We start from the raw sequence: 18,480 nt of genomic DNA on the forward strand, positions 1-18,480 counted from the left end.
CCCCAGGCGGTCGCGTTCTGCGACCGCCTCACCCTTCGTCGGGGCCCGGCCCGCTGGCCTTGCGGCGCCTCGCCCGGTGGTAGTGGGCGGAGCACAGGCCCCGGGCCAGCACGGGCTTGCCGCAGCCGGGCTCGTCGCACGGGGTGGGCTCGGGTCCGGGCGTGGCGGCGCTTGGAGCCGGGCCGCTGAACATCACCTCACCCACCGCCAGCAGGCGATCCACGTCCTCGCGGCGCAGCTTTCGCGCCCGCACCAGCTCCACCAACCGATGAGCCCCCGCGTCCTCCGCGTCCTCCAGCCGGAACAGCTCCCACAGTGGCAGCTCCAGCGCGCTGGCCACCTGGAGGAGCGTGTCGTAGCTGGGGTTGCGCTCACCGCGCTCCAGCAGCGAGGCGAAGCTCACGGAGATGCCGCAGCGCTCGGCGAAGTCCTCCTGCGTGAGGCCTCGTCGCTCGCGCAGCGCGCGGATCCGCCGGGCCAGCCCCTGCAACGGGCCGCTCGCGTCGGGCGCATCCGGAGTGCCAGGGGACATGCGGGCGCGCATGGTAGCGCACCCCTTCTGTTAAGGTCTCGCGCGGCGACGGCGGCCTCGGGCCCCATCGCCGCCCACCAGGAGCCAGCCGACTTATGAACCCCGTCGAGGGCACCAACTACTTCTTCCGCAAGGCCGCGCGGATCATGGACGTGGGCACGCCCATCGAGACGCTGCTCGCCACGCCCCTGCGCGAGGTGAAGGTCCAGGTCTCCATCGAGATGGACTCGGGGGAGATCCGCACGTTCCCCGGCTACCGCATCCAGCACGACAACAGCCGCGGCCCCATGAAGGGCGGCCTGCGCTACCACCCGGGCCTCGACCAGGAGGAGTGCGTCTCGCTCGCGTCGCTGATGACGTGGAAGACGGCCGTGGTGAACCTGCCCTTCGGCGGCGCCAAGGGCGGCATCGCGTGCGACCCGTCGCAGATGGGCATGAAGGAGCTGGAGCGGCTCACGCGAAAGTTCGTGGATCAGATCCAGGACGTCATCGGGCCCACCCGAGACATCCCCGCGCCCGACGTCAACACCAACCCCCAGGTGATGGCGTGGATCATGGACCAGTATTCCAAGTACCACGGCCACTCCCCCGCCGTGGTGACGGGCAAGCCCCTGGAGCTGTACGGCTCCAAGGGCCGTGAGGCCGCCACCGGGCGCGGCCTGCTCTACGTGTGCCGCGAAATCCTCCGCGACCTGAGCCTGCCCGTGAAGGGCACGCGCTTCGCCATCCAGGGCTTCGGCAACGTGGGCAGCCACACGGCGCGGCTCATCTGGGAAGACGGCGGCGTGGTGGTGGCGGTGGCGGACGTGCTCGGCGGCGTGCGCAATCCCCAGGGCCTGGACGTCCCGTCGCTCTTCGAGCACGTGAAGCGCACCGGCACCGTGACGGGCTTCGGCGGTGGCACGGCCTGCAGCAACGACGACGTGCTCGCGGCGGACTGCGAGGTGCTCATCCCCGCGGCGCTCGGCCACGTCCTCACCCGCGACAACGCCCACCACGTGCGCGCCCGCCTCATCATCGAGGGCGCCAATGGGCCCACCCAGCCCGAGGCGGACGAGATTTTCGAGAAGCGCGGCATCTTCGTGGTGCCGGACATCCTGGCCAGCGCCGGTGGCGTGACGGTGAGCTACCTGGAGTGGGTGCAGAACCTCCAGCACCTGTCGTGGGAGGAGGAGCGCGTCAACGCGGAGTTGGAGAAGACGATGCGCGAGTCCTACGACCGCGTGGCCCAGGTGGCGCGCACGCGCAAGGTCTCCATGCGGACGGCGGCCTACATCCTGGCCATTGGCCGGGTGGGCAAGGCCACGGTGCTCCGCGGCATCTGAAGCAGGTGCGCGTCAGGCCATGCCGCGCCGCGTCCATGGCGGGCGGACAACCGGGCGCTCGCGCGCGGTCCCTTCCGCGCGCCGCGCGGTTCCGATACACGGCGCGGACATGGTCACCCTCCCGGACATCCAGGCCGCACGCGAGCGTCTGCGCGCCGCGCTGCGCCCCACGCCCTGCCCGCTGTCGGACGCCTTCACGGAGAAGACGGACTGCGCGGCGGTGTACTTCAAGCTGGAGAACCTCCAGCGCACGGGCGCGTTCAAGGAGCGCGGCGCGCTCAACAAGCTGCTGACGCTCACGGACGAGGAGAAGCGCCGGGGCGTCATCGCGGCGTCGGCCGGCAACCACGCGCAGGGCGTCGCGTACCACGCGCGTCGGCTGGGGGTGAAGGCCACCATCGTCATGCCCGAGCGCACGCCGCTCATCAAAGTCACACGCACGCGCGATGACTACGGCGCGCGCGTGGTGCTCAAGGGCGCCAACTACGATGAGGCCTACGCCGAGGCGCTGCGCATCCAGGCCGAGGAGAACCTCGTCTTCGTCCACCCGTTCGACGACCCGCACGTCATCGCGGGACAGGGCACCATCGGTCTGGAGCTGCTGGAGCAGTGCCCGGACCTGGAGATGGTGCTGGTCCCCATCGGCGGGGGTGGGCTCATCTCGGGCGTGGCGTGCGCGCTGAAGGAGTCCAACCCGCGCATCCAGGTCATCGGCGTGCAGGCCGCCACCATCGCGAGCATGGCCGCGTCGCTGAAGGAGGGGCACCGCGTGGAGCTGACCGCGGCGGGCACCACCATCGCGGACGGCATCGCGGTGAAGCGCCCCGGCGAGCGCACCTTCGAGATGGTCCACAAGTACGTGGACGCCGTCGTCACCGTGGACGAGGAGGAGATCGCCGCCGCCATCCTCACGCTGCTCGAGCAGGAGAAGAGCGTGGTGGAGGGCGCAGGCGCGGTGGGCCTGGCCGCGCTGCTCAACGGCCACGTCCCCCAGGCCAAGGGCAAGCGCGTGGCGCTCATCCTCGGGGGCGGCAACATCGACATGAACGTCATCAGCCGCATCATCGAGCGCGGGCTCGTCAAGGCCGGCCGATTGGTGCAGTTGGAGGTGCGGATGCCGGACCGGCCCGGCACGCTGGCCCGCCTCACCGCGCAGATCGCCGAGCAGCGCGCCAACGTGGTGGACCTGCACCACGACCGCGCCTTCTCCCACGCGGGGCTGGGCGAGGCCATGGTCGAGGTGACGCTGGAGACCACGGGCCAGCGGCACATCCAGGAGCTGATGTCCGCCCTGGAGAGCCAGGGCTGGCAAGTGGCGCGCAAGTAATCCCCCTCTTGCGCGGGCGAGCGGGGGCTCGGCCATACTCGGGGGATGACTGCATCCTTGCTCGCCGCCCTCCTGCTCGCCGCCGCCCCTCCGCCCCAGAAGGCCAAGGAGTTCGCCTCGCGGCAGCAGTGGGATGAGCTGTATCTGGCGTTCGCCACGGCCGAGCCCGCCAACTACGAGGAAGCGGAGCGCCCCGTGCTCGCGTCCGCGCTCCTCAAGGGCTGCGAGGCGCTGCTCAAGGACGACGCGGTGCTGGCGTACTCGCTGGGTGAGCGCGCCTCGGCCTTCCAGGAGTCCGCCGCCAGCCTGCGCTGTCTGGCGCGCGCGGCGCTGAAGACGGATCAACGCGCCGCGGCCGAGGAGGCGCTGCGCAAGGGCCTGGAGCAGTACGCCAAGGACGGCGCGTTCGGCCTGGAGCTGGGGCGCATGCTGCTGGAGGACAAGAACCCCACCGAGGCCATCGCCGCGCTGGAGAAGGTTCCCCCCAAGACGAAGGAAGCCGCCGAGGCGCGCAAGCTGCTCCAGAAGGCTCGCGCGCAGAGCAACGACGAGGCCGCGGCCCGCCGCGAGGTCGAGCGCATCGAGAAGCGCCTGGACAACGGCCAGCCCACGGGCGGCACCACCCAGCCCGCAGTCGGCGGGGACTCGGGCGAGGTGCGCTCCACGAGCCTCAGCTACGAGTCCGGCGTGGGCAAGGACGGCATGCGCACGCGCTCCAACCGGCACTTCGTCATCCGTTACTTCAATAACGCGCGCGATTTCGGCCAGCGGGCCGAGTACGAGGGGAAGATCGTCGAGGCGCTCGACGAAGCGTACTCCTTCACGCAGGAGCTGCTGGGCGAGGCCCGCGAGTCCCCCGTGGACGTGGTCCTCTACACCCGCGACGAGTTCCGCACGCACCACGGCGCGGCCATGGCGCGGACGGTGGCCGGGCTGTACTCGGACGATGCCATCCGCATCAACGACGCCGCCGAGCTGACCCAGGACACCAAGGGCACCCTGGTCCACGAGTACGTGCACGCCGCGGTGGACGAGTTCTGCGGCGGCAAGGACCATCGCCTGCCGACCTGGCTCAACGAGGGGCTGGCCGAGTTCGTCGAGTGGCGCTACCTGGGCAGCGACGGCCCGCCGCGCATGATGCGCGACCTGCTGCGCGGCGCCCTGAAGGCGGACGCGCTGCCCCGACTGGCGGACATGTCCCAGGGGGCGCTCATCTCGAAGGGAAACCCCACCGTTGCCTATGGCACCTCGGCCGTGGCCGTGGGTGAGCTGGTGCGCCAGGGTGGGACGGCCAAGGTCCTGACGCTCATCCGGGCCGTGGGGGGTGGCAAGTCCTTCGAAGAGGCGCTCCAGACCCAGTACGGCATGAGCGTGGCGACACTGGACGAACAGGTCCGATCCGCCCTCTCGGGGAGATAGCTGGCGAACGGGCCCGTCGGATTGGTTTACCCCTCGGCGGGACTCCCCTACACTCGCGGCCTCCATTTTCGCTGCGGCGGGAATCCAAGCCGTGTGCTGTCCGCAGCAAGGTGACGGATGTCCGACACGCGCACCGCGATGAAAGATTTTCGCTTCCTCGACGAGAGGCGAAAGCTGGGAGGCCTGTCTCCCGACGAGGAGGCTCGCTGGGCAGAGCTGCGTGCACACCTGGGTATCCGCGACACGCCCACTGGTGAGCCTGTCCTGGCGCCCCAGGACTGGCAGCAACCCGCGCCCCAGGGCTACTACGGCCAGGACGGCCAGTGGTACGCCTACCCCGCCGATTACGCGCAGCCGCAGGCCTACGCCCAGCCGCAGGGCTACTACGGCCAGGACGGCCAGTGGTACGCCTACCCCGCCCAGCCACAGGCCTACGCCCAGCCGCAGGGCTATTACGGCCAGGATGGCCAGTGGTACGCCTACCCCGCCCAGGCTTGGCCTCAGCAGCAAGGCGGCTACGATCCGAACCCGGGTTACGCGCAGCCGTACGATCCGAACCAGGGCTATGCCGCGCAGTACCCGGTGGATCCGAACGCGGGCTACGCGCAGCCGTACGACCCGAACCAGGGCTATGCCGCGCAGTACCCGGTCGATCCGAACACGGGCTACGCGCAGCCGTACGACCCGAACCAGGGTTATGCCGCGCAGTACCCGGTCGATCCGAACACGGGGTACGCGCAGCCGTACGATCCGAACCAGGGCTATGCCGAGCAGTACCCCGTGGATCCGAACCAGGGCTACGCGGATCCCTCCCAGGCGCCCTACGACCCCAACGCGGCCTATGGGCAGCAGGCGTGGACGGGGTATCCGGAGCAGACGCCTGAGCAGGCCGCGTATGCACCGCAGGAGGCAGACAGCCTCGACCTCAGCGCGGATGACGTCGACATCCCCGCCCTGAGTGAGCCGGCCCCGTGGATGGCGCCCGCCGTGGCCCCGACCGCGATGCCGGCCCCGACCGAGGAAGAGGCCGGTGAGGACCTCTTCGAGGTCGCCGACGCGGATGTCGCGGACGTGGAGCATGCCGAGGATTCGTCCGCGTCCTTCGATGCGCTGAACTCCGATCTGGGAGCGGCAGAGCCGGCCTCGGGGTCGGGAGAAGAGACCGACTTCTCCTCGGTCCGTGACGAGGCCACGCACGCCACTGGACGCGCGACACGGGGCCCGGCCAGCGCGGAGTCCTCGCTGGAGGCGTCGTTCGCCGAGCTGTCCATGGAGGTCGAATCCGAGGCCGTGGCCCCCGCCGCGACTCCGATGGACACGGCAGCGTCCGAGACCGACTTCGGGTCGGTCGATGCGACGGCCATGGGTGCAACTGCATCCGAGACCGACTTCGGGTCGGTCGATGCGACGACCATGGATGCGGCGGCGTCCGAGACCGACTTCGGGTCGGTCGATGCGACGGCCATGGGTGCGACTGCATCCGAGACCGACTTTGCATCCGTCGACGCGACGGCGTCCGAGACAGACTTCGCCTCGGTCGAAGCGATGCCCTTGAACGCGACGGCGTCCGAGACCGACTTCGCCTCGGTCGAAGCGATGCCCTTGGACGCGACGGCGTCCGAGGCCGACTTCGCCTCTGTTGATGCGGAGCTGATGGATGCGGGCTCGGAGCCCGTGCTCGCGGAGGAGCGTGAGCGTTCGCCCATGGATGCGGCGTGGGACGCGGCTCCCCTCGCGGTGGATCCGCTGGAGACGCAGCCAGGCGGCGACGTCGCAACGACGGAGTTCGCGTCCGACGCGACCGAGGTCTTCGACGCCGAGCCACTCGACCCCATGTCGGGTGAGGACGCGTCCGCGAGCGCTGTGCTCGAAGCCTCCTCGGAGGTGAGCGCGCTCGACGATTCGCCCGAGGTCTCTTCCGAGGAGTTCTCGCTCGACTCCGCGGAACTCGGTGAGCCCGCGGGCACATCCGCGAACGCGGAGGCGTCCGGGGAGGCCGGAGCGCCCACGAGCCTCGGCGCTGACTTCGAGGCATCCATCGCCGCGCAGCAAGCGGCGTCGGGTGACGTGCACGCATCGGGCACGGACTTCGATGCGGGCACGGACGCCCAGCCTCTCTTCGATACCACCGAGGACCTTTCGGCCGCCGGTGGGGACTCGAGCGACGCCGTCGGCTCGTTCGATGCGCATGCCGACTTGGTGGAGGGCTCCCCCGAAGAGATCGCCCTCGACACGGGTGACATCAGCGAAGCCGAAGCGCCGAGCGCACCGGCCTCTCTCTTCGAGTCGAACCCGCCGTCCCTCCAGCTCCGCGAGGTGCAGGTCGCGCCGGATCTCCACGCCGACACCATCGACGTAGGCGAGGACGATGTCGATCACGCCCCGCTCGCGGCGCTCGCGCAGTCGCCGGATGCCATGGCGCGCCCGGCCATCGAGGACGCCTTCGACCTGAGCGGGAATCCCGACGAGGCAGTGCCGCTCGCCGCAGCGGGAGAGTTCCTCGACTACGGCCAGACCGGCGCGACGGCGGAATCGGACGTAGCGCTCGAAGGTGAGACCGCGGACGCCTCTCCCATCGATCTGCAGCCCGAGTGGGTCTCGCCCGAGGCGGAAGCCTCCACGACGACGTGGAACGCGCCGAACGCGCCCGGCACGACCGAGTGGGCCGCCACGGCACCGACCGCCGATGCGCCCTCGAACGAGGGCTTCGGCTCGGAATCGACAGAGCTTCAGTCCGAGTGGGCCGAGCCGGCCACCGAAGCCCCGTCGCACGAGCAAGCCGCGACGCCCGAGGCCGAACTCATCGAGGCGCAGCCCGAGTGGGAGCAGCCCACGCTGGAAGCCGCGCCGGAAGAAGTATCGACCGAGTGGGCACAGCCAACCGAGGCCACCTCCGTTGTTGGCCAGGAAGCCGCGCTCATCGAGGCCCAGCCCGAGTGGGAAACCCCAGCGGCCCCGACCGGAGCCACGCCGTCCGCATGGGGAATCCCCACGGACTCCGCCACCGTCGGGTCCAGCGAAGCCAGCTCCACCTGGCAGTCCGAGCCCGCGCTCATCGAAGCCCAGCCCGAGTGGCAGCAGCCTGCCGACGCCGCGCCTCACGCGGCGCAGCCCGAATGGGCGCAGCCCGCAACGGATGCGGCGGTCCTCGAAGCACAACCTGAGTGGGAACAGCCCGCCGGATCCACAACGACTGCGGCGCAGCCTGAGTGGGAACAGCCCGCCGGATCCGCAACGACTGCGGCACAGCCTGAGTGGGAACAGCCCGCGACGGATGCTGCCGTCCTCGATGCACAGCCTGAGTGGGAACAGCCCGCGACGGATGCTGCCGTCCTCGATGCGCAGCCTGAGTGGGAACAGCCCGCGACGGATGCTGCCGTCCTCGATGCGCAGCCTGAGTGGGAGCAGCCCGCCGAAGCGGCACCGGTCGCCACGCAGCCTGAGTGGGAGCAGTCCGCGACCGATGCGGCGGTCCTCGAGGCGCAGCCTGAGTGGGGACAGCCCGCCGGATCCGCAACGACTTCAGCGCAGCCTGAGTGGGAACAGCCCGCGACGGATGCGGCGGTCCTCGAAGCGCAGCCCGAGTGGGAGCAGCCCGCTGAAGCTGAACCGGTCGCCACTCAGCCCGAGTGGGAGCAGCCCGCTGAAGCTGCACCGGTCGCCACTCAGCCTGAGTGGGAGCAGCCTGCAACCGATGCGTCGGTCCTCGAAGCACAGCCGGAATGGGAACAGCCCGCCGAAGTTGCACCCGTCGCCACTCAGCCTGAGTGGGAGCAGCCCGCTGAAGCTGCACCGGTCGCCACTCAGCCTGAGTGGGAGCAGCCTGCAACCGATGCGTCGGTCCTCGAAGCACAGCCGGAATGGGAACAGCCCGCCGAAGTTGCACCCGTCGCCACTCAGCCTGAGTGGGAGCAGCCCGCTGAAGCTGCACCGGTCGCCACTCAGCCTGAGTGGGAGCAGCCTGCAACCGATGCGTCGGTCCTCGAAGCACAGCCGGAATGGGAACAGCCCGCCGAAGTTGCACCCGTCGCCACTCAGCCTGAGTGGGAGCAGCCCGCTGAAGCTGCACCGGTCGCCACTCAGCCTGAGTGGGAGCAGCCCGCGACGGATGCTGCCGTCCTCGAAGCGCAGCCTGAGTGGGAGCAGCCCGCCGAAAGCATCTCCGCCGCTGATCAGCCTGCCTGGGAACAGCCTGTCGACACGCAGCCCGAGTGGGAGGTGTCCGCGACAGAAGAAGCACCACTCGAAGTTCAGCCCGAGGAAGAGCTGCCTGCCGGCGCTGCATCCTCCGACGCCCAAGCCACATGGCAGCAGCCCACTGCGGAGTCTGCTGTCCTCGAGGCGCAGCCCGAATGGGTGACACCTGAGGCAGAGGAAGTTCCCCTCGAAGCTCAGGCTGAGTGGGAGCAGCCCGCCGAGGCAGCCGCCCCTACGGCTCACTCCACCTGGGAGCAGCCCGCGGAGGAAGTAGCTGTCCTCGAAGCGCAGCCCGAATGGGAGCAGCCCAACACTGCCGCCTCCACGACGGCACAGCCTGCGTGGGAACAGCCCAACACGGATGCGACTGTCCTCGAGGCGCAGCCCGAGTGGGAGCAGCCCGCCGATGCCGCAGCGACCACAGCTCAGCCTACGTGGGAACAGCCCAACACGGATGCGGCTGTCCTCGAGGCGCAGCCTGAATGGGAACAGCCCAACGAGGTAGCCACTCCTGCGGCTCACGCCACCTGGGAGCAGCCCGCGGAGGAAGTGGCCGTCCTCGAAGCACAGCCGGAATGGGAGCAGCCCACCGACGCCGCAGCGACCACAGCTCAGCCTGCGTGGGAGCAGCCCGCTGACGCCGCTTCCACGGCGGACCAGCCCGCATGGGAGCAACCCACTGAGGATGTGGCTGTCCTCGAAGCACAGCCGGAGTGGGAGCAGCCGATTGACGCGGCCTCCGCTACGGCTCAATCCGAATGGCAGCAGCCCAGCGACGCGGCTTCCGCAGCGGCGCAGCCCTCGTGGGAGCAGCCCGCCGAGGAGGTCGCTGTCCTTGAAGCGGAGCCGGAGTGGGAACAGCCCACGGAATCCGATCCTGCCGCAGTGCAGGCCGGCGCCGATGCTGCTCCGAACGCGGCCCAGCCCGCGTGGCCGCAGCCCGAAGCCACGGCCGATGCTGCCCCGCTCGATGCGCAGCAGGAGTGGGCTCAGCCTGACGCGGAAGTCGCCACGCTGGAGGCACAGCCAGAGTGGGAGCAGCCCGGTACCGCCGAGGCGTCCAGCGCCGATGCGACTCCCATCGAGGTCGAGACCGAATGGGATCAGCCCTCCACGCCGGCCCCTGTCTCGAATCAGCCGGACTGGGCCGCGCCCTCCGACGCCGCAGAGTCCTCGTGGGAGACGCCCTCCTCTGCCGCACCCGTCACGGCACAGCCCGAGTGGGCACAGCCGACCGACGCCGCTCAGCCCGAATGGGAGACGTCCACCGCCGAGGTCGTGACGCTCGACGAGCAGTCCGCCTCCGAGGCTGCGCCACTCGAAGCCCAGCCCGCGTGGGAGCAGCCCGCGGAGGCTGAACTCATCGAGGCGCAGCCCGAGTGGGAGCAGTCCGCCAGCGCCCCCGCTCCAGCGCAGAATGACTGGGCCCACGCCAACGCAACGGGCGCCGCGGCTCAGTCCCAGCCACCGCAGTCGGCCGCCTGGGAGCAGCCCGCCGAAGAGGTCGCCTTCATCGACGCGCAGCCCGAGTGGGAAGCCCCCGCCACGGCCGAAGCCTCCAGCGCGGCCGCCCCGGCATGGGAGCAACCCATCGAAGAGGCCGCCATCGAGGCGCAGCCCGAATGGGAGACGCCCGCCGCCGAGACCGCGCCCATCGAGCTTCAGCCCGAGTGGGCCGCTACCCCGGAGGAGCAGCCCGCCCCCGAGGCCCAGACCGATTGGGCGCAGCCGGGTGACGACGCTCAGCCCATCGACCTCCAGCCCGAGTGGGCCTCCGCCGCCGAGCCCACCGCATCGGAACCACAGGCCACCTGGGAGAGCCCCGCGCACGGCGCAGCACCAGCCGCCACCCCGGCGACCGAATGGGCCTCGCACGAGGCGCCCAGCACCGAGACCTGGGGAGCCCTGCCTGCCACGCCCGCCGCTCCGGAGTGGAGCGCGCAGGAGTCCACGCCCGCATGGGAAGCAACCGAGTCCGAGCCCGAGTGGTCCGCCCCCGCGGAGCCCTCCGGCACGGTCGAGCTTCAGCCCGAGTGGGTGACGCCGGAGCCCGAGCCCGTCTCGGCCACCGCGGACTGGAACACGCCCGTGTCCGAGGAGATCTCCCTCACGGAAGCGGAGTCGGAACCGGTGCAGGCCACCGAGTGGCATGAGCCCGCCGTCGAGGTCGAGCCCGTCCTGGAGACAACTCCTGTCGACGTCGTCGAGTCGACCTGGAATGCCCCGCCCCCGCAGCCCATGTGGCGAGGCGCGCCCCAGACGGCTCGGTTCGCCGCGCCCACCACCGAAGTCCCCTGGCAGGAAGAGCCCCCTGCCCCGCCCCTCGTCGAAGAGGAAGTGGCGGTGGAGGCAGAGCAGGAGCTGGCGGAGATCGAACTCGTCGAGGAGGCCCCCGAGGCCATCGAGGAGGAGCTGCCCGAGCCGCCCATCGTTGGCGCGATCGAACCGCCGCTGTTCGCACCTCCCGCCGCCTCACTCACGCTGGAGGAGCGCACCTCGTTCGTGGAGGGCGAGCACCGCGTCATCATCCACACCGTGGAAGGCCAGGTGAAGCGCGGCACCATCCGCGACCTGGACCTCCTGGACGACGTCATCTCCCTGGAGCAGCAGAGCGGCTTCGCCCCCGAGCGCATCCAGGGCAAGCGCGTGAAGGCCATCTTCTTCATGCTCGCCGCGGGCGCGCGCCAGCCGCAGCTGGACGGTCAGAAGATTCGCGTCACCTTCAATGACGGTCGCCAGGTGGCCGGCTTCTCGCGCGACTTCAAGAGCACCATCCCGGGGTTCTTCGTCGTCCCCGCGGACACGCGCACCAACACCGCGCGCATCTTCATCTACCGCTCCAGCGTGCAGGCCGTCGCCGAGGGCTGACCGCCCGGCGGCGCGCCCGCGTCGCTCGCAAAAAAGAAGAGGGGCCTCGTCACCGAGGCCCCTCTTTGTGTCTCCGCGGTCCAGGGACTCGCGAGGACTACTTCGCGTCCTTCGCCGTCGCGGGAGCGTCGGCCTTCTTGGTCAGCTCGATCTCCAGGCTGACGGCGACCTCCTCGCCGACCGCCACGCCGCCGGTCTCCAGCGCCTTGTTCCACGCCAGGCCGTAGTCCTTGCGGTTGATCTTCGTGGTCGCGGACACGCCCGAGCGGGTGTTGCCCCACGGATCCTTCGACTCCTTCGCCGGGCCCTCCACGTCCAGGACGACTTCCTTCGTCACGCCGTGGAGCGTCAGGTCGCCCGTCACCTTCAGCTTGCCCGCGCCCGCCTTCGCGACCTTCTTCGACTTGAAGGTCATCGTCGGGAACTTGGTCACGTCAAAGAAGTCCGGGCTCTTCAGGTGCTCGTCGCGCTTCGGCTCGTTGGTGTTGACGGTGGACACGTCGATGGTCGCCTCGACGGTGGACTTGGTCACGTCCTTGTCGTCCAGGTTGATGGCGCCGGTCACCTTGCCGAAGCTGCCCTTCACGTTCGACACCATCATGTGGCGCACGGAGAAGTCGGCGCTGGCGTGCGACGAGTCAATCTCCCAGTTCGAGGCCAGGGCGGCGGACGGCAGGGACAGCGCGAGCATGGCAACGGCGGACTTCATGAACAGCTTCATGGGGTGTGCTCCTTGGGGAATGAGTACAGCGGGTTCATGCGCGCAGCGCGAAGCTGCGCATCGACAAAGTCGCGTGATGAAAACCCTCGAACACCGAGGTGATTCCATCCTCGGGGAGAGCAGCGCCGAGAGCGAAGAAAAGCGGCAAGAAATGATCGGCGGAAGGATGCGCCAGCGCCGCATTCGGTGCACCTCTCCAAGCCTGAAGTCCAGCAAAGTCTCGGGAGGCCAGCCGGCTCGCCACCCAGCCATCGAACTCGGCTGCCCAGGGCTCCACTGGAGCCTCCTTGGAGCGGAAGTTGACCCGCCGCAGGTTGTGCACCAGCCCCCCGCTGCCCACCAGCACCACGCCCTCCGAGCGAAGGGGCCGCAGCGCCTCGCCCAGCCGAGCCACCTCGGCGGGCTCCGCATCCGCCGGCAGCGACACCTGAATCACGGGCACGCGCGCATCGGGGAAGGCGTGCCGCAGCGGCACCCAGACCCCATGGTCCAGCCCACGCGTCGGCTCGGCGCGCGCGGGGATGCCGGCCTCGCGCAGCAGCGCCACGATGTCCACCGCCAGCCCAGGCGCGCCTCGCGCGGGATAGCGGAGCTGATACAGCGGCGCGGGGAACCCGTAGAAGTCGTAGATGAGCGGCGGGGCCTCGCTCGACGTGACGGCCACCTCGCCCTCGGTCTCCCAATGCGCCGAGACCACCACGAGCGCCCGTGCCTGGCTCGCGCTCGCCCCGAAGTCATGGAGCGCGCGCGGATACGCATCCGCGTCCAGCGCCACCATCGGCGAGCCATGCGACACGAAGAGCGCCGGAGCATGCCGCCAGGGAGCCGCCGGCCCGCCTGACTGGAGAAGTCCACTGGAGTTGCTCACGTCACTCATCGCGAGCCCATGGACTGCAACCCGCAGACCATCCCCTCCCGCCCCTCCAACCTGTTGAAATCGCGTGAGGGGCCGCGTTCTCGCGTGCGCCGAGCCTCTCAGAACGATAGACAGACACATCACTCTGAACGGGGGCGAGACGACCGTGCCGGCCAGGCTGGAGCTGAACCTGAAGGAGCTGCTGTCATTCGATCCGGGGGGCGGGCTCATCCACTTCGCGGGTCAGCGGGCGCTGCTGATGGATCCGGTGGCGCTGGGGCTCCAGCGCAAGGAGCTGGTGGGCCTGCTGGGGATGACGGCGGCGCGCGGCATCTTCACGCGCATGGGCTACGCGCACGGCTGGCGCACCGCCGAGGCCATGCGAACGGCCGTCCCCTGGCCCGACGAATCACAGTGGCGCCGGGCGGGCGGCAGGCTGCACACCCTCCAAGGACAGGTGCTGGTGGAGCGCCTGGAGCGCAAGCCCGAGGATGGCCCCGAGCCCTTCGCCGAGGCCCAGTGGCGCGAGTCCTATGAGGCCGAGCAGCACCTCTTGCACCTGGGGCTGGCGGATCAACCCGTGTGCTGGAGCCTCACGGGCTTCGCCTCCGGGTACATGAGCTTCTGCAACGGCAAGCCCATCTACTGCACCGAGGTCCGCTGCGTGGGCAAGGGCGACGCAGACTGCCGCATCGTGGGGCGCCCCGCCGAGGAGTGGAGCACCGAGTGCAAGGAGGTGCTGCGCTTCTACGAGACGCAGTGCATGGAGGGCGTGCTCGGAGACGTGACGGAGGCGCTCAAGCAGACGGAGCGCAAGCTGCGCGCGAAGCGCCAATCCCTGGCCCGCGTGTCCGGCGTGACGGAGGACCCCTCGGGCATGGTGGCCCGCGCCGAGTCGATGCAGCGCGTGCTCGGACTCGCGCGGCGCGCGGCGAAGGTGGACTCCACGGTGCTCGTCACGGGCGAGAGCGGCGTGGGCAAGGAGCGCGTCGCGCGGCTCATCCACGATGAGTCCAGCCGCGCCCACAAGGCCTTCGTCGCGGTCAACTGCGCCGCCGTCACCGAGAGCCTGCTGGAGAGCGAGCTGTTCGGCCACGCGAAGGGCTCGTTCACCGGCGCCACGAACGACCGGGCCGGACTCTTCGAGGCGGCGCACGGCGGCACCCTCTTCCTCGACGAGGTGGGCGAGGTGCCCGCGACGATGCAGGCCCGGCTCCTGCGCGCCCTCCAGGAGAAGGAGGTCCGCCGCGTGGGCGAGAACACCCACCGCAAGGTGGACGTGCGCGTGGTGGCCGCCACCAATCGCGACCTCGCCGAGGAGGTGCGCACCGGACGCTTCCGCCAGGACCTCTACTACCGGCTGCGCGTCATCGAGCTGCGAATCCCGCCCCTGCGCGAGCGCCGCGAGGACGTGCTGCCCCTGGCGCGCATGCTGCTCGCCGAGGCCGCCGAGCGGCTGGGCCGCAAGGTGTCCGGACTCTCCCCCGAAGCGGCGGATCAGCTCCTGCGCTACCCCTGGCCGGGCAACGTGCGCGAGCTGGGCAACGCCATCGAGCGCGCCGTGGCGCTGTGCGAGGGCCCTCGCGTGGAGCGCGATGACCTGCCCGAGGAGGTGCGCGTCGCGCCGCCCAGCCTGGTTCCCACCGGGGACCCACGCCGGCTGGAGGACATGGAGAAGGAATACATCCTCGCGGTGCTGGCGCGGAACGACGGCAACCGCGCGCGCACGGCCGAGCAGCTCGACATCGGCGTGGCCACGCTCTACCGGAAGCTCAAGCAGTACGGCCACGCCGAGGCCGCGCACTGAGCGAAGCCACGGACGCGGCCCTGCGAGCGCGGGGCTGCGTCACGTCAGCGTCAGTTGAGGAACTGGTCGCGATCCTTGCGGTCCCGCTCCACCACGCGCAGGTGCTTGGAGCGGTCGCGCAGCTGCCGCTGCAGGCGCCAGTGCTGGAAGTACAGCCAGAGCCGGCGCGGGCTGCCACCGCGCACGTAGGCGAACACGAGCAGCAGGCTCAGGATGTCCGGCGCGAGGTACTGCCACGGCCTGCTCAACAGCTGCAGCACCGTGAACGCCGCGCCAATGGCGGCGAAGATGTTGCCGGACAGCGGGATGCCCCAGAAGTTCGTCTGCCCCCGGCCGATGACGAGCCCGTACGCCACCCAGAGCACCGTGGTGAGGATCCGCCCGCCCGCGTACGCGCCCGCCAGCGGCGTCACGAGCGCCAGCAGACAGGTGAGCAGCCCGGAGAGCGTGGTGATGCCCAGCGAGGCCATCAGCAGCCGGCGGCCGCCCCAGGTGGACTCGAGGAACCCGCCGATGGACCAGGTGATGAGCGCGCCGAACAGGATGCCCAGCACGTCCGGCGTGACGAAGGCGTAGGTGACGAGCTGCCAGAGGAAGAACCGCCCCAGGACGTCCGCCGGGTGCAGCAGCAGCAAGTTGCCCTGGCCACGCTCCGTGGCGAGGAACAGCACGGAGATGCCCACCAGGGCCACCGCCAGCTTCGCGGACAGCGTCTCCAGGCTGGGCAGGCCAAACCCACCACCACCCCCGCCAAAGCTCCTCATCGGTCGCATAGCCGCCCAAAGTTGGTGGAAGGTCGCCCGCTTCGCAACCCCAAACGACACAACGACGAAGGGCGCCTCACTCCGGATGAACGGAGCAAAGCGCCCTCGAGAGTCCCTGTCCGACGACAGGTCCGTCCGCTCAGGTCTTGTGGCGGTAGAAGAGCGTGATGGTCAGGCAGTGGAATTCCTTGTCGGAGGATTGGGTGACGACCTTGTCCACAATATCGACCTGGGAATTCTCCTTGAGCCACTTGGTGATGTTCTCACCCATGTTCTCGCGGTCACGCGCGAGCGTGGTGGAGAACACCTTGACTCCCGTGAAGCTGGCAACGCCCATTCCGACCCTCGAGTAACCAGAGATTCTCGACGTTTACACCGAAGGCCCGCCACCATCAAGAAACGGGCCCGACAAACCGGCGCGGGCGTGCCTTGCGCACACCCGCGCCCACGCCCGAGCTCCGCCCTGGGAGGCGGCAGGGGCTCACCGCGCGGCGGCGCGGCGGGACAGACAGGCCACCTCGTCCTTGCAGGCGGGCCCGATGCCTTCCGGGTGGGCCGTGAGGGGCGTCTTGTCACTTTCCTCCACCCCACACACCACGCACTTGCGCTTGCGGTTGCGACGCTCCGCGCGGCGCTGCTCGGCGATGGCCTTGGCCCGCTCGCGGGCCGTCTTCGCATCCACCTCGTTGCTCATCTCACGTCCCGTCCCGAAGTCGTGTCCCCGCCAGCCCCGCCCGCGCGCTCAGAGCGCCTCAATCAGCACGGCGATTCCCTGCCCACCGCCAATGCAGGCGGATCCGATACCATAGCGAGCGCCGCGACGCTTCAGCTCGTACGCCAGCGACATGGTGATGCGCGCGCCCGAGGCACCCAGCGGGTGGCCCACGGCGATGGCGCCGCCGTTGACGTTGGTCGCCTCGCGTGGCAGCCCCAGCTCCTTCTCCACCGCGAGGTACTGCGGCGCGAAGGCCTCGTTGACCTCGAAGAGGTCCACGTCCGACAGCTTGCACTGCGCGCGCGCCAGCAGGTTGCGGATGGCCGGCGCCGGGCCAATGCCCATCACCTTCGGGTCACATCCGGAGATGCCCCAGTTCACCAGCCGGGCCATGGGCTTCAGGCCGTGCTTCTCCACGAAGCCGCGCGTGGCCATGACCATGCTGCCCGCGCCGTCACAGATGCCGCTGGCCGCGCCCGCGTGCACCACGCCGTCCTTCTTGAACACCTTGGGCAGCTTGCGCAGCGTGTCCACCGTGGTCTCCGGACGGTTGTGCTCGTCGCGGGAGACCACCGTGTCGCCCTTCTTGCCCTTGAGCGTGACGGCGGAGATCTCGTCGTTGAGGCGCCCGGCCTCCTGCGCGGCCGCGAAGCGCTTCTGCGTGAGCACCGCGTACTCGTCCACCTGCTCCTGGCTGAGCGAGTAGTCCACCGCGAGCTGCTCGGCGGTGAGCGCCATGGCCTGCCCGGTGTAGCTGTCCGTCAGGGCCGTCCACAGCATGTCCTCCAGGCCACCCTTGCCCAGCGGCAGGCCCCAGCGGGCCCCGCGGATGACGTGGGGCGCCTGGCTCATGGACTCGGTGCCGCCCGCGAGCACGCACGCGGCCTGCTCGGTGAGCATCATCTCCGCGGCCGTCACGAAGGCCTGGAAGCCCGAGCCGCACAGCCGATTCACGCCCAGCGCGCCCACCGGCACCGGCACGCCCGTGCGCAGGCCCACGTGCCGAGGCAGGTAGATGGCGTCCGCGCTCGTCTGGACCACGTTGCCGTACACGACGTGCTCGATGAGCTCAGGGGCCACCTTCGCCTGGGCGAGGGCCGCCTTCGCGGACTCCACCGCGAGGTCGGTGGCGCTGAGATCCTTGAGGCTGCCCCCGTAGGTGCCAAACGGGGTGCGCTTGCCGGACAGGAAGAAGATCTCCTCGGACTTGGACACGCTCTTCATGGTGCTCGTCTACCTACTCTCGTGGGGCGCGCGGTGCACGCGCGCCGTGGATATCCAGGGTGAGGCGAGTCAGGAAGCCCGCCGCCCCAGGAAGGCGCTGGCGACGATGGCAAGCGCGATGGCGGTCCACAACAGCCCTTGCAGGTTCTGCCGGCGGATTTCATGGCGCCCCAGCCCCTGATACCAGGAACGCCCCGCCTGCACGCGCCCCTCCCAGGTGAAGTCTCCCGTGGGAGACAGCCCCTCCAGGCGCCGCGCGTGGGCCCTCAGCAGGCGCTCGGGGGAAGCGTCGTCCAGTGAACCCGACCGGTAGCGCCCCGGGAGGTCCAGCGCGGGGCGGCGGTAGTCCGCCGTGATGACGAAGCCCTCGGGGGCCAGGGGCGTGAGCAGGTACAGCCGGGGCGAGCCCTGGCGCCCCTCGTGGAGCGTGGCGAAGACCTGCTCGGTGGGGTGGGCCCAGTCGTAGGAACGGCTGGCTCGCTGGAGGAGCGGCTTCTCGTCGTGGCTGCCGAGCGCCACGAAGCCGAGCGCCTCCAACTGCCGGGCGAGCGGCCGCAGTGCCTCCGGCAGCGCCATCTGGTCCGCGGGGGCCTCCGCCTCCACCCGCACGCTGCTCGGGAAGAGGTAGAGCAGCGCCCGCCAGAAGTTGAGGGACAGGAGCACGCCGGCGAGCACGATGCCGCCGACCACGATGCCAAGCTGGGTGAAGACGTGCATGCGCGGGC

Annotated in this window: 13 protein-coding genes; 5 read left to right on the plus strand and 8 right to left on the minus strand. The window is 70.1% G+C overall.

Annotated elements, in window-relative coordinates; genetic code table 11:
• Window positions 1–28: 28 nt before the first annotated feature.
• Window positions 29–532 carry a helix-turn-helix domain-containing protein gene (locus JGU66_01790; GenBank protein MBJ6759475.1) on the minus strand — a complete coding sequence of 168 codons (504 nt, stop codon included), beginning with the start codon at window positions 530–532 and terminating at the stop codon, window positions 29–31.
• 95 nt (window positions 533–627) lie between these two features.
• Between JGU66_01790 and JGU66_01795 the strand changes: the two genes are divergently transcribed.
• From JGU66_01795 to JGU66_01810, 4 genes are all read left to right on the plus strand, one after another.
• Entirely contained in the window at window positions 628–1,857 is a 1,230-nt protein-coding gene (locus JGU66_01795; protein MBJ6759476.1) for a glutamate dehydrogenase, read from the plus strand.
• 109 nt (window positions 1,858–1,966) lie between these two features.
• Window positions 1,967–3,184: a threonine ammonia-lyase gene (locus tag JGU66_01800; protein MBJ6759477.1), complete on the plus strand. Its 1,218-nt coding sequence runs from the start codon at window positions 1,967–1,969 to the stop codon at window positions 3,182–3,184.
• Between the two features lie 45 nt (window positions 3,185–3,229).
• Window positions 3,230–4,603, plus strand: coding sequence for a tetratricopeptide repeat protein (locus tag JGU66_01805; protein ID MBJ6759478.1), 1,374 nt, complete (start codon window positions 3,230–3,232; stop codon window positions 4,601–4,603).
• Window positions 4,604–4,720: 117 nt separating this feature from the next.
• The gene (locus JGU66_01810; protein ID MBJ6759479.1) at window positions 4,721–11,668 is read left to right on the plus strand and encodes a hypothetical protein; all 6,948 of its coding nucleotides are present in this window, start codon (window positions 4,721–4,723) and stop codon (window positions 11,666–11,668) included.
• A 97-nt stretch (window positions 11,669–11,765) separates the two neighbouring features.
• On the opposite strand, the gene JGU66_01815 is transcribed toward JGU66_01810, so the two are convergent.
• A complete protein-coding gene (locus JGU66_01815; GenBank protein MBJ6759480.1) occupies window positions 11,766–12,389 on the minus strand; it encodes a polyisoprenoid-binding protein in 624 nt (207 codons plus the stop codon).
• 34 nt (window positions 12,390–12,423) lie between these two features.
• Entirely contained in the window at window positions 12,424–13,266 is an 843-nt protein-coding gene (locus JGU66_01820) for a dioxygenase (GenBank protein MBJ6759481.1), read from the minus strand.
• 145 nt (window positions 13,267–13,411) lie between these two features.
• Here JGU66_01820 and JGU66_01825 point away from each other — a divergent pair, with 145 nt between their 5' ends.
• Complete coding sequence (locus tag JGU66_01825) at window positions 13,412–15,052, plus strand: sigma-54-dependent Fis family transcriptional regulator (protein ID MBJ6759482.1); 1,641 nt, start codon at window positions 13,412–13,414, stop codon at window positions 15,050–15,052.
• Window positions 15,053–15,102: 50 nt separating this feature from the next.
• Here JGU66_01825 and JGU66_01830 read toward each other — a convergent pair whose 3' ends face one another.
• From JGU66_01830 to JGU66_01850, 5 genes are all read right to left on the minus strand, one after another.
• Complete coding sequence (locus tag JGU66_01830; GenBank protein MBJ6759483.1) at window positions 15,103–15,825, minus strand: rhomboid family intramembrane serine protease; 723 nt, start codon at window positions 15,823–15,825, stop codon at window positions 15,103–15,105.
• Between the two features lie 130 nt (window positions 15,826–15,955).
• The gene (locus tag JGU66_01835) at window positions 15,956–16,153 is read right to left on the minus strand and encodes a hypothetical protein (protein MBJ6759484.1); all 198 of its coding nucleotides are present in this window, start codon (window positions 16,151–16,153) and stop codon (window positions 15,956–15,958) included.
• 144 nt (window positions 16,154–16,297) lie between these two features.
• Window positions 16,298–16,510, minus strand: a complete 213-nt coding sequence (locus tag JGU66_01840) for a hypothetical protein (protein MBJ6759485.1) — start codon at window positions 16,508–16,510, stop codon at window positions 16,298–16,300.
• Window positions 16,511–16,558: 48 nt separating this feature from the next.
• Window positions 16,559–17,755, minus strand: a complete 1,197-nt coding sequence (locus JGU66_01845; GenBank protein MBJ6759486.1) for an acetyl-CoA C-acetyltransferase — start codon at window positions 17,753–17,755, stop codon at window positions 16,559–16,561.
• A 69-nt stretch (window positions 17,756–17,824) separates the two neighbouring features.
• Window positions 17,825–18,472: a hypothetical protein gene (locus JGU66_01850; protein MBJ6759487.1), complete on the minus strand. Its 648-nt coding sequence runs from the start codon at window positions 18,470–18,472 to the stop codon at window positions 17,825–17,827.
• Between the last annotated feature and the right edge of the window lie 8 nt (window positions 18,473–18,480).

This window comes from Myxococcaceae bacterium JPH2, assembly GCA_016458225.1.
Lineage (GTDB): Bacteria > Myxococcota > Myxococcia > Myxococcales > Myxococcaceae > Citreicoccus.

Bases quoted from the DNA above. Each gene is read 5' to 3' on its own strand.
- JGU66_01790 (MBJ6759475.1), bottom strand. From the start codon at position 532: ATGTCCCCTGGCACTCCGGATGCGCCCGACGCGAGCGGCCCGTTGCAG.
- JGU66_01800 (MBJ6759477.1), top strand. From the start codon at position 1,967: ATGGTCACCCTCCCGGACATCCAGGCCGCACGCGAGCGTCTGCGCGCC.
- JGU66_01850 (MBJ6759487.1), bottom strand. From the start codon at position 18,472: ATGCACGTCTTCACCCAGCTTGGCATCGTGGTCGGCGGCATCGTGCTC.
- JGU66_01845 (MBJ6759486.1), bottom strand. From the start codon at position 17,755: ATGAAGAGCGTGTCCAAGTCCGAGGAGATCTTCTTCCTGTCCGGCAAG.
- JGU66_01835 (MBJ6759484.1), bottom strand. From the start codon at position 16,153: ATGGGCGTTGCCAGCTTCACGGGAGTCAAGGTGTTCTCCACCACGCTC.
- JGU66_01820 (MBJ6759481.1), bottom strand. From the start codon at position 13,266: ATGAGTGACGTGAGCAACTCCAGTGGACTTCTCCAGTCAGGCGGGCCG.
- JGU66_01795 (MBJ6759476.1), top strand. From the start codon at position 628: ATGAACCCCGTCGAGGGCACCAACTACTTCTTCCGCAAGGCCGCGCGG.
- JGU66_01805 (MBJ6759478.1), top strand. From the start codon at position 3,230: ATGACTGCATCCTTGCTCGCCGCCCTCCTGCTCGCCGCCGCCCCTCCG.
- JGU66_01815 (MBJ6759480.1), bottom strand. From the start codon at position 12,389: ATGAAGCTGTTCATGAAGTCCGCCGTTGCCATGCTCGCGCTGTCCCTG.
- JGU66_01840 (MBJ6759485.1), bottom strand. From the start codon at position 16,510: ATGAGCAACGAGGTGGATGCGAAGACGGCCCGCGAGCGGGCCAAGGCC.
- JGU66_01810 (MBJ6759479.1), top strand. From the start codon at position 4,721: ATGTCCGACACGCGCACCGCGATGAAAGATTTTCGCTTCCTCGACGAG.
- JGU66_01830 (MBJ6759483.1), bottom strand. From the start codon at position 15,825: ATGCGACCGATGAGGAGCTTTGGCGGGGGTGGTGGTGGGTTTGGCCTG.